Here is a 14,741-nt window from a genome sequence, read left to right as displayed (position 1 = left end):
CATGACGCAGCACGCACCGTTCCCGACCGAACGCACCGCCATTCTGACGGGAGCCGCCTCCCGCCGCGGCATTGGGCGGGCCACCGCCGAGCTGCTCGCCAGCCAGGGCTGGGCGGTGGCCATCCTCGATATCGACGGCGACGCCGCCGCCCAAGCGGCCGAGGAGATCGCCAAGGACCACGGCGTTCCGGCGCTCGGACTGAGCGTGGACGTCTCCGACGAGGACTCGGTGGACACCGCGGTCGGACGCGTCGAGGCGGAGCTGCCGCCCGTCGTCGCGCTCGCGAACATCGCCGGCATCAGCTCGCCCACCGAGTTCATGAGCGAGACCAAGGAGCGCTGGGAGCGTGTCTTCGCGATCAACATGACCGGCACCTTCCTCGTGACCCAGCGCGTGCTTGGCGGCATGATCGAGCGCCGCCTGGGACGCGTGGTCAGCATCTCCTCGATCTCGGCCCAGCGCGGAGGCGGTACCTACTCCAAGGTGGCCTACAGCGCCTCCAAGGCCGGAATCATCGGCTTCACCCGGGCGCTCGCCCGTGAGATGGGCGAGCACAACATCACCGTGAACTGCATTGCGCCGGGTCCGGTGGACACGGACATCATGGGCGGCACGCTCAGCGAGGAGCGGAAACGGGAGATGTCCAAGGACATCCTCGTGGGACGGGTGGGCACCGTGCAGGAGATGGCGGCGCTGCTCGCGTTCCTTGTGGGCGAGGACGCCGGATTCATTACGGCGGCGACCTACGACATCAACGGCGGCCTGCAGATTTCCTAGGGGCGGCGCCGGCCGGCTGTCCGGCACGAGACGCCGTCGCACGCCGAGCCGCGTGGGTGCGGTGTCACCTGCGTTCAGCTCCAGGCGTTCCATTGGACCCCTTGCCGCCGTAGGGTTCCCACATGACTGGCAAACTAACTCGTCCCCGCAGCGGCAAGATGATCGCTGGAGTCTGTGCGGCTCTGGCCGGTGGATTCGGCTTGCCCAAGTGGCTGGTGCGTCTCGGTTTCGTCATTTTCGGGCTGGTGGGCGTGGGGGAACTGGTCTACATCGTCCTGTGGATCATCCTGCCCAGGGACGGGTGACCTCCCCGGGCCTCGATGGGGTGGCCAATGACGGTGGTTTCCGCGATCAGCCGGGCGCGTCCAATGTGGTCCAGCCGCCCTTCCGGAATGCGGACGTGGCCGTGAGGAGCACGAGGAGCGTGACGATCACGGCGCCCAGCATGACCGAGGCCATGGAGAGGGCCGTGCCGCCCAGGACGCCGACCAGCGGGCTGATCACGCCCGCGACGCCGAACTGGAGCGCGCCGATGACGGCGGCGGCCGTTCCGGCCATGTGCCCGTAGTTGTTCAACGCCACCACGGACGCGTTGGCGGGAATCATGCCCTGCATCCCGAGCATCAGCCAGAGCCCGACCAGGAGCCCGAACAGGCCCCCGAAGCCCGTGGCGACCACCCCCACCAGGAACACGGCGAACAGGACTTGGGCGAGGACCGCCGCACGGAGGATGCGGGCGGGAGCCACGCGGCGCACCAGGGACGCGTTGACCTGGGCCGAGGCGACGATCGCCACCCCGTTCAGGGCGAACACGAGGGCGAATTGACCCTGGGTGAGACCGTACTCGTCCTGCAGCACGAACGGCGATCCCACCACGTAGCTCATGATCACGCCCATGCCGAGGCCGGGGATGACCGCCAGCGCCATGAACCGGCGATCCCGCAGCAGCTGCCAGTAGGCGCCCGCGACATGGCCGGGACGGCCGGGGCGGCGGCGCTGAGCGGTCAGCGTCTCCGGCATGAACCGCCAGACGACCACCAGGAGGGCGGCGCCGATCAGGGCCAGCGCCACGAAGACGGCGCGCCAGTGCCACAGCCCGGCGATGGCATGCCCCACGGTCGGGGCGAACAGCGGGGCGACGCCGACCACCAGCATCAACCGGGAGAGCAGGCGGGCGGCATCCGATCCCACGAAGCGGTCGCGGATCACGGCGATGGCGACGACGGCCGCGGCGGCGTTGAAGAACCCCTGCGCGAGGCGCAGGCCGATGAGCGTGGCGATATCGGGCGCCAGCGAACACAGCACGGACAGCACCACGTGCATGGTGATCCCGATGAGCAGGGGAAGACGGCGGCCGAACCGGTCGGAGAACGGGCCGATCACCAGCTGCCCCACACCACCGCCGATCAGGAGGGCCGAGAGCGTGAACTGGACCGCCGCCTGGCTGGCCCGCAGGTCGTCGGCGACCGCTGGCAGCGAGGGTAGGTACATGTCCGTGGTCACGGCCGGCAAGGCCGCCAGCGCTCCGAGCATGAGGATGTACTTGATGCCGGGAACATAGCGGGGGCGGGCGGACGAAGACGGGGCGTCGGTCACACCGGCAACCCTACCGAACGCCCAGCCGGCGCCACGGTTTTCCTCGGGAGGGGTAGACAGGCTAGCGTGCACGAACCGGACAATCCGCAACGAAGGAGAGAACGATGAAGAAGATTCTGATGGTCGTTTCGGCGGCCGGATCCTTGACCATGAAAGACGGCAGCGAGCACCCCACCGGGGTCTGGGCGGAGGAATTGGTGGTGTCCCACCGGAAGCTCCGCGAGGCCGGACACGCGGTGGAGCTGGCATCCCCCGGCGGGAAGCGTCCCACCTTCGACGAAGTCAGCCTCAGCCCGGAGATGGCGGGAGGCCAGGACAAGGCGGATGAGTTCCGCGCCTACATCGACTCCATCGACGCGGAGCTTTCGGCGCCGATGGCGTTGAACGAGGTGGAGGCGGCCGAATACGACGCCGTCGTGCTCCCCGGCGGCCACGGCCCCATGGCGGACCTTTTCCAGGACGCCGACCTAGGCCGCATCCTGCGCGAGGTCGATACGGCGGGCCGGGTCATCGCACCGTTCTGCCACGGTCCGGCCGGGCTGCTCAGCGCCAGGGACCAGGACGGCCGGTTCGTTTTCGCCGGACGGCGCCTGACCGTCTTCACCAACGCGGAGGAACTCTCCGGTGGCACCGGCGAGAACACGCCGTGGTTCGTGGAGACCGTGCTGCGCGAGCAGGGCGCCCAGCTGGAGCTGGGCGGGGACTGGGCCTCGCACGTCGTGCGCGACGGCAACCTGATCTCGGGCCAGAACCCGCAGTCCAGCGGCGACGTCGCCGACGAGGTGCTCAAGGCACTCGCCGAGTAGGGTCCGCCCGCCGCGAACCGGTGGGACACACGAACGGGCTGCCACCCGCGTGGTGACAGCCCGTTCGGTGTTTGGGAAGGGGAGCGGCGCTAGGGCTGGTCCGTGGGTGCCGGCGCGTCCGGGTGGGCGGGCTGGCCGTCGGGGCCGAAATCCCTGCGGATCGATTCGACGCCTTCCGGGCCGATCTCGAAACCGATCTCGTGGCCGGGGTTGATGACCATGCCGGCGCCCTGCAGGTTGTCGATCACGGCGGCACCGACCACCCGGACGGCGAACGGCGCCTCTTCGATGTAGGGGGCGGGAATGCGGTCGGTGTGCGTGAACAGGGCGATCAGGGGATTGCCGTCCTGGTTCTGCACCACGAGGGGCTGCACGTTCTCCGTGGCCTCGCCGACCTCTTCGCGGCTCAGGAAGTAGACCTCCTCGCGCAGGAAGGTCCCGATGACGGTTCCGGCCATGGCGGGATCCGACTGCCCGGCCACGAGGACCGTCTCCAGGTGGGTCTGCGGCTCGTCGCCGTCGATTTCGGATTCGGACGCTGAGGTTGGCTGTTCGCTCATGCCCTCCACCCGACCACGTCCGCGGACGTTCCGCAACCCGGGCCGGGCCCGTCCCTGGCGTCATGGGCAGGAGCCGGTTCCGCCCAAACGCGCTCGGCGAACTAGAGTGGGAGCGCCCAAGATGGACACACTGCGAGGAAGCACCATGACGGAATTCCAGTACGAGGACCTGCTGCCGATCGGCCCGGACGAGACGTCCTACCGCCTACTGACCACCGAAGGCGTGCGGACCGTGGAGGGTCCGGGGGACCGGACGTACCTCGAGATCGATCCGGAAACCCTCGCGCTGCTGTCCCGCACGGCGCTGCACGACATCTCCCACTACCTCCGTCCCGCGCACCTCCAGCAACTGCGCAACATCCTCGACGACGACGAGGCCAGCCCGAACGACAAATTCGTCGCGCTGGACCTGCTCAAGAACGCCAACATCGCGGCCGGCGGCGTGCTGCCCATGTGCCAGGACACCGGCACGGCGATCGTGATGGGCAAGCGCGGCCAGCAGGTCATCACCCGCGGTCCCGACGAGAAGGCGTTGTCGCAGGGAATCTACGACGCGTACACCCAACTCAACCTCCGCTACTCGCAGCTTGCGCCGTTGACCACGTGGGAGGAGAAGAGCACCGGCAACAACCTCCCCGCGCAGATCGAGCTCTACGCGGACACCGAGGAGGGCCACGAGAACCAGTACAAGTTCCTGTTCATGGCCAAGGGCGGCGGCTCGGCGAACAAGTCCTTCCTGTACCAGGAGACCAAGGCCATCCTCAACGAGAACTCGATGCTGCGGTTCCTGGACGAGAAGCTGCGCTCCCTCGGCACGGCGGCCTGCCCGCCGTACCACCTGTCCATCGTCATCGGCGGCACGAGCGCGGAGTTCGCCCTGAAGACGGCCAAGTACGGTTCGGCGAAGTACCTGGACAACCTCCCCACCACCGGAGCCATGACGGGCCGCGGGTTCCGCGACATCGACCTGGAGAAGAAGGTGCTGGAACTGACCCGGCACTTCGGCATCGGTGCGCAGTTCGGCGGCAAGTACTTCTGCCACGACGTGCGCGTGGTGCGCCTGCCCCGGCACGGCGCCTCGCTCCCGGTCGCCATCGCCGTTTCCTGTTCGGCCGACCGCCAGATGCTCGCCAAGATAACCCCCGAGGGCGTGTTCGTCGAGCAGCTCGAGACCGACCCCGCGCGCTTCATGCCGGACGAGACCCATGCGGCGGTCGCCGAACACGGCGACGACGCCGCCGGGGTCTCCGGCACGGGCGGCAGCTCCGTCGTGAAGATCGACCTGAACCGCCCGATGGAGGATATCCTCGCCGAACTGTCGCGGCACCCGGTCAAGACGCGGCTTTCGCTCAGCGGACCGCTGGTGGTCGCCCGCGACATCGCGCACGCCAAGATCAAGGAACGCCTCGACGCCGGCGAGGAGATGCCGCAGTACCTGAAGGACCACCCGGTGTACTACGCGGGGCCCGCGAAGACCCCCGAAGGCATGGCATCCGGGTCCTTCGGCCCCACGACGGCCGGCCGCATGGACTCCTACGTCGACCAGTTCCAGGCCGCCGGAGGCTCCAAGGTCATGCTGGCCAAGGGCAACCGCTCGCCCCAGGTGACCCGGGCCTGCGACAGCCACGGCGGCTTCTACCTCGGCTCGATCGGCGGCCCCGCGGCGCGCCTGGCCCAGGACTGCATCAAGAAGGTCGAGGTGGTCGAATACGCGGAACTGGGAATGGAGGCCATCTGGCGCATCGAGGTCGAGGACTTCCCGGCGTTCATCGTCGTCGACGACAAGGGCAACGACTTCTTCGCCGAAACCCTCAAGCCGACGTTCACGGGTATACCCGTCCGGGCGAGCTAGGGGACGCGGTGTCCGTCGAAAAGAACACGCGCGCGCTCGAGGACGGCATCGAGACCGACTTCCGGGACAAGATGAGCTACGCGTCCTATCTGGGCCTGGACACGCTCCTGTCCTCGCAGCATCCGGTGAGCAAACCCGAGCACCACGACGAACTGCTGTTCATCATCCAGCACCAGACGTCCGAGCTGTGGCTGAAGTTGATGCTCCACGAGCTGCGCGCGATCGTGGCGCGACTGGCGGCCGACGACCTGCGCTACGCCCTGAAGCACATCGCCCGCGTCAAGCACATCCAGCGGACCCTGACGGAACAGTGGAGCGTGCTGGCCACGCTGACACCGACCGAGTACGCGCAGTTCCGCGGCGACCTGGGCTCCTCCAGCGGCTTCCAGTCGTTCCAGTACCGCGCCGTCGAGTTCCTGCTCGGCAACAAGAACGCCGGGATGGTTTCCGTGTTCGACGCCGATCCCCGGGCCCACGCGCTGCTGACGGAGCTGTTGGGGGCCCCGTCGCTCTACGACGAGTTCATCCGGCTCCTGGCCCGCCGCGGGCTACCCGTTCCGACCGAGCTGTTGGAGCGTGACGTCACCGAGGCGCACGTGTTCAACGAGGGACTCGTCGCCGTCTACAAGACGGTCTACGAAAACGCCGACGGGCATTGGGACCTCTACGAGGCCTGCGAGGAACTGGTGGACCTCGAGGAGAACTTCCAGCTGTGGCGCTTCCGCCACCTCAAGACCGTGGAGCGCACCATCGGCTTCAAGCGCGGCACGGGCGGCTCCTCCGGCGTCGGCTTCCTGCAGAAGGCGCTCGAGCTGACGTTCTTTCCCGAACTGCTCGCGGTGCGGACCGAAGTGGGCGCCTGAGCTCAGGAACCCGCCGCGCCCTCGCCCCACGTCGGATACCAGTCGAGCGGCGGGCGATCGACCCTGCGAATCATGGCGGGGGGGCCAACGGCGCTGCGCCGGGGAGCGGGGCCGGCGGCGGGCGCGGTTCGAGCGGGCTTTGCGGCTGGCCCGGCTCCGGCGAACTCCTCGAGCGTCTCCGCCCCGGCCGCTTCCATGGCGGACACCACGTCGACGCCGAGGTAGCGCAGATGCCACGGCTCGTAGCCGAAGCCGGTGACCTTTTCCTGCCCCTGCGCGTAGCGCACGACGAAACCGAATTCCGCGGCATTGCTGGCGACCCATTTTCCGGCGGGCGTGTCTCCGAAGCAGCGCTCCAGCGAGCACTCGCCCGTGGCGAGTCCGACGTCGGCGGCGAGCCCCAGCTGGTGCTCGCTCGTGCCCGGCTTCGCGGAGATGGTTGACGCGTAGGCCTCCCCGTAGCGGGCCACATAGCCCTGGTAGAGCTGCGCCTGGCGGGCGTGCGAGCGGTAGGCGCTTTCGACGATCAACGGGTGGCCCTCGTTGGCCGCGTGGTCCAGCAGCACCGCCAGCGCGACGGCGGCCTCCGGCACCATCAGGTTCTCCGAGCCCCCGGCGGGCGTCAGGCCGTCCGGGACGTAGTCCGCCGGCTTGAGCGGAGTCGTCTTGTTGACCAGGACCGTCGGCGACGCGGGATCCGTGAAGTCGTACGCAGCACGTTCGTTGGCCGCCGCGGGAGCGATCCCGGCCAACGCCAAGACCGCCGTGGCCAAAAGGGCCACCGCGGTGGGCAGAAGCCGAGGCTTCGGGAACTCGTGCATGGTGTGTCCATCTGTAGGGCTGCCGCACGGAGGCGTGGCGGCCGTGCGGATTTCAGGATATCGCTCCCTGGCCGGGGCGGACAGTCCCGCGTTGTTCGCCGCGGTAATGGACCGTGAATCTACCCAAGTGGCTCCGACCCGGGCGAGCGGTGCGCTTCGACCGTGCCGATGGGATATTTTGGACGGGTGCTGATCTCAGACCGCGACATCCGGACCGAACTCGACTCCGGCCGCATTGTGCTGGACCCCTACGACCCGTCGATGGTGCAGCCCTCCAGCGTCGACGTGCGGATCGACCGGTTCTTCCGGCTTTTCGACAACCACAAGTACGCGCACATCGATCCGGAACTCGACCAGCCGGAACTGACGCGCCTGGTGGAGGTCGATCCCGACGAGCCGTTCATCCTGCACCCCGGCGAGTTCGTGCTGGGCTCCACCTACGAGGCGGTGACCCTGCCGAACGACGTCGCCGCCCGGCTCGAGGGGAAGTCATCGCTCGGCCGGCTGGGCCTGCTGACCCACTCCACGGCGGGGTTCATCGACCCCGGGTTCTCCGGCCACGTCACGCTGGAGCTGTCCAACATGGCGACGCTGCCGATCAAACTCTGGCCGGGATCGAAGATCGGCCAGCTGTGCTTCTTCAAACTGACCTCGCCGGCCGAGCACCCCTATGGTTCGGGCGCGTACGGAAACCGGTACCAGGGCCAGCGCGGCCCGACGGCGTCGCGCAGCCACCTGAACTTCCACCGCACCCGCCTGGCGGAGTAGGCGCAGCCGGCCTCAGGCGTCCTTCGGGGCCGGTTTGCGCACCGGCAAGAGGAGAAGCAGGCCGACGAGCAGGACGGCCAGGATCCCCAGGATGCCGAACCGCTGGGCCCCGCCCGGCGCGACGTGCGGCGTGGCGAGCACGATCGCCAGCGAGAAGAGTGCGGGGGCCAGGAAGCTGACCGCCCGTCCCGTGGTCGCGTACAGCCCGAAGAGCTGGCCCTCGTTCCCGGTGTCGGCGAGGCGCGCCACGTACGCCCGGGCCGAGGACTGCGCGGGCCCGACAAACAGGCACAGCAGCAGCCCGAACGCCCAGAAGCCGGCCGCTCCGGGGGAGAGGAACACTCCGGTCCCGGCGATCAGCAGCCCCACGAGGGAGCCGACGATCACGGCCTTGGGGCCGATCCTGTCATCCAGCAGGCCGCCGACCATGGCGCCGACGGCGGCCACGACGTTGCCGGCGATCGCGAACACGATGACCTGGGACGTCGAGAACCCGAAGGTGCCGGCGGCGATGATGCCGCCGAACGTGAAGATGGCCGCGAGCCCGTCGCGGAACACGGCCGCGGCCACCAGGTAGTAGAGCGTGTGCGGTGCCGTTTTGGCCAGCTTGGCGACGTGGCGGGCGAGAATCCGGTAGGACTCCAGGAACCCCACCTTGGAGGTGTCCACGCGCCGGGGAACCTCGGGGACGAAGAACAGGACGGGCAGCCCGAAGACCAGGAACCACGCCGCGGAGAAGACCGCGACCAGGCGCAGGTTCAGCGAGCCGTCGTCGGAGGCGCCGGGCCAGTCGACGAGCGGCTGGACGAAGCCGAAGAGCACGATCGCCAGGGCGATGATGCCGCCGAGGTAGCCCATGCCCCAACCGAAGCCCGAGACCTTGCCGATGGTGGCGGGCGTGGACACCTGCGGAAGCATCGCGTTGTAGTTCACCGTGGCGAACTCCGCGAACACGCTCGCCGCCGCAATCAGCGTCACGCCCAGGAGCAGGAACCGCGGTTCCGGGAGCACGAAGAAGCAGGCCGCCGTCGCGATGGTCACCAGGACGGTGTTGACGCCCAGCCAGAAGCGGCGGCGTCCGCCGGCGTCGGAGCGCTGTCCCGTGACCGGCGCGAGGAGTGCGATGGCGACGCCGGCGATCGCCAGCGCGTTGCCCAACACGGCCGAGTTCGCGTCCGTCTCCCCGAAGAGGGAACTGGTCAGGTAAACCGTGAAGACGAACGTGGTCATCACCGCGTTGATGGCCGCGGACCCCCAGTCCCACGACGCCCACGCGAGCACCTGCCGATTGGTCGGTTTCCGGTGTGCGGGGGCCGGGACGGCCGCGGGCAGGTGGCTCATGGGTGAAGCGTAACGCCCTGCGCGTAATCGGGGCCCGAAACCGGGGCCGGGGCGCGGCGGCGCGCCCGTGAACTGTTAAAGTTGGACCAGCCCTTGACCACCTGCCACGATGCCCCGGACCCGAGCCGGGGAGTCCACGCAGTTTGCGCCCCCAGGAGATCATCGTGCTCGTCGTGCTCATCGCCCTCTTCGCGGTGGCCCTCGTAGCGCCCTTGATTTTCCGCCGCCTCGGCAGGGCGACCTTCTATGTTCTCGGCGGCGTGCCCGCGGCCGGCTTCGTGTGGCTGGTGGCGAACTTCGCCTCCTTCACCTCGGCCGATCAGACCGCCGCCACCGGCGAACCGAACGCGCCGCCGTCGGACGCGTTCGCGTGGATCGAACCGCTGCAGCTCGAGGCCGCGTTCCGGATGGACGCGCTGTCCGCCGTCATGAGCCTCCTGGTGCTTGGCGTCGGGGCGCTGGTGCTCTTCTACTGCGCGCGGTACTTCAAGAACGAGGACGCCAACATCGGCCCCTTCGGCGCGCAACTGTTGGCCTTCGCCGGCGCCATGTTCGGACTGGTCGTGGCGGACGACCTGATCCTGCTGTTCATCTTCTGGGAAATGACCACGGTCCTGTCCTACCTGCTGATCGGCTACTCGCGGACCCGTATCTTCGCCCGCCGCTCCGCCCTGCAGGCGCTCATCGTGACGACCTTCGGCGGCCTGGTCATGCTGCTCGGACTGATCATGCTGGGGGAGGCGGCCGGAACGTACCGGCTCTCGGGCATCATGGCGCGGGCGGGCGGCCTCGTGGCCCAGGGGACCGCGATCGACGTCGCGATCCTCCTGATCCTCGTCGGTGCGGTGTCCAAGTCCGCGCTGGTCCCTTTCCACTTCTGGTTGCCGGCGGCGATGGCCGCGCCCACCCCCGTGTCCGCGTATCTGCACGCCGCGGCCATGGTGAAGGCCGGCGTGTACCTGGTGGCGCGGCTGGCCCCGGGCTTCGCCGAGACGGCGTTCTGGCACCCGGTCGTGCTCGGGCTGGGTCTGGCCACCATGCTGGTCGGCGGTTGGCGCGCGCTGCGGCAGGACGACATCAAGCTGCTCATCGCCTACGGGACCGTATCGCAACTCGGGTTCCTGATCCTGCTGGTCGGCGTGGGTACGGCAAACGCCGCCATGGCCGGCATCGCCATGATGCTTGCGCACGGATTCTTCAAGGCCACGCTCTTCCTGGTCGTCGGGATCATCGACCACCAGGCGGGCACCCGCGACCTGCGCAAGCTCTCCGGACTGTGGCGGAGCGCCCCGAAGCTGTTCGTCGTCGCCGTGGTGGGCGCCGCGTCGATGGCCGGCCTGCCGCCGCTGTTCGGCTTCGTCGCCAAGGAGGCCGTCCTCGAGGCGCTGCTCGACGACGGCGCGGCCGGTCCGGGGGGCACGTGGCTGCTCGCCGGAGTCGTGCTGGGGTCCGTCCTGACCTTTGCCTACAGCGCCCGCTTCGTGTGGGGCGGCTTCGCGACGAAGCCCGGCGTCGCCGCGACGGACTTCAAACCCGTGCCGTGGCTGTTCCTGGCCGCGCCGCTGGTCCTGGCCGCCGCCACGGTGTTCTTCGCCTTCGCGCCGGGAATGCTCGAGGAGGCGATCAAGCCGTACGCCGCGCTGTTCCCGGAGGCGGAGCACCCCATCCACCTGGCGCTGTGGCACGGCCTCACGCCGGGGCTCGGACTGTCGGCGGTCATCGTCGCCGCCGGCTCCCTGATGTTTGTCCTGCGCGGGCCGGTGGCGCGCGCGCAGCAGCTCCTGTACCCGGTGTTCGACGCCGAGCGAACCTACAAAAACGTGCTGGGGGCCACCGACGAGGTCGCCGTGTGGGTGACCGGGCGGACACAGCGCGGCTCCCTGATATTCTACCTGACCGTGATCCTCACCGTCGGGTTGCTGACCCCCGCGGTCGCCGTGTTCGTTTACGAGACGCCGCTTCCGCAACAGATCACGTGGTTCGACACCCCGGCCCAACTCATGGTCGGCGCGTGCATGGTGGTGGGCGCCCTGGCGGCCATCCGGGCCAACAAGCGCTTCCTTGCCGTGCTGATGGTTGGCGTCACCGGCTACGGGATGGCCATCCTGTTCGCGTTGCAGGGTGCCCCGGACGTGGCGCTGACCCAGCTCCTCGTCGAGACCATCGTCCTGGTCGCCATGGTCCTCGCGCTACGCACCCTTCCGGCCCCGCTGTGGACGTCCAACCCCGCGGGCCACCGCGCCTTGCGGGCGGCCATCGGGATCGGCTTCGGCCTGGTGATGATGTCTATCGCGGTGATCGCGATGGCCTCGCGCACGGCGGACCCCGTCTCGCTGGCGTTCCCGGAGCTCGCGTACTACGGCGGCGCCGGAAAGAACATCGTCAACGTCACCCTCGTGGACATCCGCGTCTGGGACACCTTCGGCGAACTCACGGTGCTGGCGGCCGCGGCCACCGGCGTCGCCAGCCTCATCTACGTCCGCGGACGCGGCGACGACAAGCGCCCCGTGGAGGACGTCGAGCCGGGATCCGTGGACCGCGGATCCGAGCACATCCACGCGCCGAACCGATCCGCCGCCGCGCTGGCGATCGCCCGCCACTTCGCCAAGTCGGCCAAGGACGCGTGGATCGTCGCGGGCCGCACGTTGGCCCCCGAACGCCGGTCGATCATCCTCGAGGTGGTGACCCGGCTCATCTTCCACTCCCTCATCCTCTTCTCGGTCTACCTGCTGCTCGCCGGGCACAACACCCCGGGTGGCGGCTTCGCCGGCGGCCTCCTCGCGGGGCTGGCCCTGACCATCCGCTATCTCGCGGGCGGGCGGTTCGAGCTCGCGGAGTCGACCCCGATCAGCCCCGGAACCCTCCTGGGAATGGGGCTGGCGACGGCGACGCTTTCCGGCGTCGTGCCCTTGTTCTTCGGCGGGCAGATGTTCCAGAGCGCCGCCCTGGAGTTCTCGCTGCCGGTGTTCGGGGACCACAAGTTCGTCACGTCGACGATCTTCGACGTCGGCGTGTACCTGGTGGTCGTCGGCCTGGTCGTCGACGTGTTGCGCAGCCTCGGCTCCGAGATCGACGAACGCTCCGAGGGCGCCACCCCGGAAGAGCCCCAAAACCCCGCGGCCCCGCAGACGGAGGGGGTGGCCCGATGACACCGAACGTCACCCTACTGCTGGTCATGGGCGTCCTGTTCGCCGCCGGCATCTACCTGCTGCTCGAGCGCAGCCTGACGCGCGTCCTGCTGGGCCTGCTGCTGATCGGCAACGGTGCGAACCTGTTGATCCTGATTGCCGGCGGGTTGCCGGGGCTCGCCCCGCTTTACGACCCGGAGACTCCCGCGGACGCGTATTCCGACCCCCTGCCGCAGGCGCTGATCCTGACGGCGATCGTGATCACCTTCGCCGTGACCGCCCTGATGCTCGCCATCATCTACCGGTCCTGGGTCATCGCCCGGCGGGACGAAGTGGTGGACGACCTCGAGGACCGCCGCGTCGCCGAGCAGTCCCACTTCGACTTCGAGGACGACGCGGAGGTCCCCGCGGACACCACGGAGTTCAGCGAGGACACCGACGAGGCCGCCTCGCGGGCCACCGCGGACGCCAACCGGTCGGCAAACGAATCCGACCGGCGGCAGGCCTCCTCGGAGGAAAGCGCCGGAACAGACGACCACGGGAGAAACAGGGAGGCACGATGACCGAACCATTGGCCGCCGTGGCCTTCGCGCCATTGGCCGTAGCACTTCCGATTCTGGGCGCGGCACTGGCCTTCGTGTTGCGCCGCCATACGCGGATCCAGCGCATCACCACGATTTCCACGCTCGTCATCACCCTGGCGCTCGAGGTCTGGCTGCTGACCGCGGCCTGGGGCCACGGAGCGCAGGCCGTCCTGATCGGCGGATGGGCCCCGCCGTTCGGCATCTCACTGGTGGTCGACGAGTTCTCCTCCCTGATGCTCGTGGTCTCCACGGCGGTCAGCCTCGCCGTGCTGGTGTACGCGACCGGGCAGGGCATGGCCGACGGCGACGAGGACGGCCCCGTCTCCGTCTTCCACCCGACCTACATGATTCTGGTGGCCGGCGTCTCCAACGCGTTTCTGGCCGGCGACCTCTTCAACCTCTACGTCGGCTTCGAGATACTGCTGACGGCGTCCTACGTCCTGCTCACCCTCGGCGGAACGACGGCGCGGATCCGCGCGGGCGTGACGTACGTCGTCGTGTCCGTGGTGTCCTCCATGTTGTTCCTCATCGCGATCGGCATGATCTACGCCGCGACCGGAACGGTGAACATGGCGGACCTCGCGCTCAAGCTGAACGACCTCAATCCGGGCACCCAGATGATCCTGCACCTGATGCTCCTGGTGGCGTTCGGGATCAAGGCCGCGGTCTTCCCGCTCTCGTTCTGGCTCCCGGACTCCTACCCGACGGCCCCCGCGCCCGTGACCGCGGTGTTCGCGGGACTGCTGACCAAGGTCGGCATCTACGCCATGGTGCGCACCGAGACCCTGCTGTTCCCCGGGGACCGCATCAACTCGGTGCTGATGGTGGTCGCGCTGCTGACGATGATCGTGGGGATCCTCGGCGCCATCGCGCAGGCGGACATCAAACGCATGCTCTCCTTCACGCTCACCAGCCACATCGGTTTCATGGTGTTCGGGCTCGCCATCGGCAACGTGGCGGCGCTTGCCGCGACGGTCTACTACGTCGCCCACCACATCATCGTCCAGACGTCCCTGTTCCTCGTGACGGGCCTGATCGAACGCCGCGCCGGGACCTCGAACGCCGACCGGCTCGGATCGCTCTCCAAGCTTTCCCCGGTGCTGGCCGTCCTGTTCTTCCTCCCGGCCATGAACCTGGCCGGCATCCCGCCGTTCTCCGGCTTCCTGGGCAAGCTGGGGCTGCTGCAGGGCGGGATCGAACTCGGGACACCGCTGGCCTGGGTTCTCCTGGGCGGGGCCGTGGCCACGTCGCTGCTGACCCTGCTGGCCGTCGCTCGGGTCTGGAACCGGGCGTTCTGGCGGAAGGCGGAGGACGCGGAGGACCCGGACCCGCTGCTCCTGGTCGGCGCGGCCGACGGCGGGCGCGTGACCACCTACCGCCACGTCGCCGACCATCCCGCCAGCCGGTTCAGCGACCGCGGCGACATCGAGCTCCTGCCCCGCGCCATGGTCGGCTCGACGGCCGCCCTGGTGGTCCTGGGCCTGTCGCTGACGGTGTTCGCCGGCCCGCTGTTCGGACTCAGCGAGCAGGCGGCGCGCAACATGATGGACCGCAACGACTACATCTCGGCGGTGCTGGGGACCGCCTCGGAGCGCAACGCACCCGTGACGGGAGTGGCACCGTGACTCCCACGCGTCCGTCCGC

General features: G+C 68.9%; 13 protein-coding genes. 9 read left to right on the top strand and 4 right to left on the bottom strand.

From position 1 onward, the window contains the following. Window position 1: 1 nt before the first annotated feature. Together ACHAAJ_RS07165 and ACHAAJ_RS07160 are read left to right on the top strand one after the other, a co-directional pair. Window positions 2–778 (top strand): SDR family NAD(P)-dependent oxidoreductase, encoded by a 777-nt coding sequence (locus ACHAAJ_RS07165; RefSeq protein ID WP_435727309.1) that lies wholly within the window; start codon window positions 2–4, stop codon window positions 776–778. 122 nt (window positions 779–900) lie between these two features. Beyond that, window positions 901–1,083 (top strand): PspC domain-containing protein, encoded by a 183-nt coding sequence (locus ACHAAJ_RS07160; protein WP_435727308.1) that lies wholly within the window; start codon window positions 901–903, stop codon window positions 1,081–1,083. A 46-nt stretch (window positions 1,084–1,129) separates the two neighbouring features. Here ACHAAJ_RS07160 and ACHAAJ_RS07155 read toward each other — a convergent pair whose 3' ends face one another. Then, on the bottom strand, window positions 1,130–2,374 hold the full coding sequence (locus tag ACHAAJ_RS07155) for a multidrug effflux MFS transporter (RefSeq protein WP_435727307.1): 1,245 nt from the start codon (window positions 2,372–2,374) through the stop codon (window positions 1,130–1,132). A 104-nt stretch (window positions 2,375–2,478) separates the two neighbouring features. On the opposite strand from ACHAAJ_RS07155, the gene ACHAAJ_RS07150 reads away from it, so the two are divergent. After that, on the top strand, window positions 2,479–3,180 hold the full coding sequence (locus ACHAAJ_RS07150; protein ID WP_435727306.1) for a type 1 glutamine amidotransferase domain-containing protein: 702 nt from the start codon (window positions 2,479–2,481) through the stop codon (window positions 3,178–3,180). Between the two features lie 89 nt (window positions 3,181–3,269). On the opposite strand, the gene ACHAAJ_RS07145 is transcribed toward ACHAAJ_RS07150, so the two are convergent. After that, window positions 3,270–3,740 carry an SseB family protein gene (locus tag ACHAAJ_RS07145; RefSeq protein ID WP_435727305.1) on the bottom strand — a complete coding sequence of 157 codons (471 nt, stop codon included), beginning with the start codon at window positions 3,738–3,740 and terminating at the stop codon, window positions 3,270–3,272. Window positions 3,741–3,885: 145 nt separating this feature from the next. Here ACHAAJ_RS07145 and ACHAAJ_RS07140 point away from each other — a divergent pair, with 145 nt between their 5' ends. Then, window positions 3,886–5,592 (top strand): fumarate hydratase, encoded by a 1,707-nt coding sequence (locus ACHAAJ_RS07140; RefSeq protein ID WP_435727304.1) that lies wholly within the window; start codon window positions 3,886–3,888, stop codon window positions 5,590–5,592. Window positions 5,593–5,600: 8 nt separating this feature from the next. Then, window positions 5,601–6,455 (top strand): tryptophan 2,3-dioxygenase, encoded by an 855-nt coding sequence (gene kynA / locus ACHAAJ_RS07135; RefSeq protein ID WP_435727303.1) that lies wholly within the window; start codon window positions 5,601–5,603, stop codon window positions 6,453–6,455. 2 nt (window positions 6,456–6,457) lie between these two features. Here kynA and ACHAAJ_RS07130 read toward each other — a convergent pair whose 3' ends face one another. Beyond that, window positions 6,458–7,276, bottom strand: a complete 819-nt coding sequence (locus tag ACHAAJ_RS07130; protein ID WP_435727302.1) for a M15 family metallopeptidase — start codon at window positions 7,274–7,276, stop codon at window positions 6,458–6,460. A 186-nt stretch (window positions 7,277–7,462) separates the two neighbouring features. On the opposite strand from ACHAAJ_RS07130, the gene dcd reads away from it, so the two are divergent. After that, a complete protein-coding gene (gene dcd, locus ACHAAJ_RS07125; RefSeq protein ID WP_435727301.1) occupies window positions 7,463–8,044 on the top strand; it encodes a dCTP deaminase in 582 nt (193 codons plus the stop codon). 12 nt (window positions 8,045–8,056) lie between these two features. Here the strand turns inward: dcd and ACHAAJ_RS07120 are convergent, their stop codons facing one another. Further along, window positions 8,057–9,385 carry an MFS transporter gene (locus ACHAAJ_RS07120; protein ID WP_435727300.1) on the bottom strand — a complete coding sequence of 443 codons (1,329 nt, stop codon included), beginning with the start codon at window positions 9,383–9,385 and terminating at the stop codon, window positions 8,057–8,059. Between the two features lie 164 nt (window positions 9,386–9,549). On the opposite strand from ACHAAJ_RS07120, the gene ACHAAJ_RS07115 reads away from it, so the two are divergent. From ACHAAJ_RS07115 to ACHAAJ_RS07105, 3 genes are read left to right on the top strand one after another with little or no spacing between them, the layout of a single operon-like run. After that, the gene (locus ACHAAJ_RS07115) at window positions 9,550–12,534 is read left to right on the top strand and encodes a Na+/H+ antiporter subunit A (RefSeq protein ID WP_435727299.1); all 2,985 of its coding nucleotides are present in this window, start codon (window positions 9,550–9,552) and stop codon (window positions 12,532–12,534) included. Further along, window positions 12,531–13,076 carry a Na(+)/H(+) antiporter subunit C gene (locus tag ACHAAJ_RS07110; protein ID WP_435727298.1) on the top strand — a complete coding sequence of 182 codons (546 nt, stop codon included), beginning with the start codon at window positions 12,531–12,533 and terminating at the stop codon, window positions 13,074–13,076. Before ACHAAJ_RS07115 ends, ACHAAJ_RS07110 begins: the two co-directional genes overlap by 4 nt. After that, window positions 13,073–14,722 (top strand): Na+/H+ antiporter subunit D, encoded by a 1,650-nt coding sequence (locus tag ACHAAJ_RS07105; RefSeq protein WP_435727297.1) that lies wholly within the window; start codon window positions 13,073–13,075, stop codon window positions 14,720–14,722. Before ACHAAJ_RS07110 ends, ACHAAJ_RS07105 begins: the two co-directional genes overlap by 4 nt. Window positions 14,723–14,741: the final 19 nt, after the last annotated feature.

The organism is Arthrobacter arnarulunnguaqae (assembly GCF_051262515.1).
Classification (GTDB): Bacteria; Actinomycetota; Actinomycetes; order Actinomycetales; family Micrococcaceae; genus Arthrobacter_N.
This window is presented reverse-complemented; position numbering and strand designations above follow the sequence as displayed.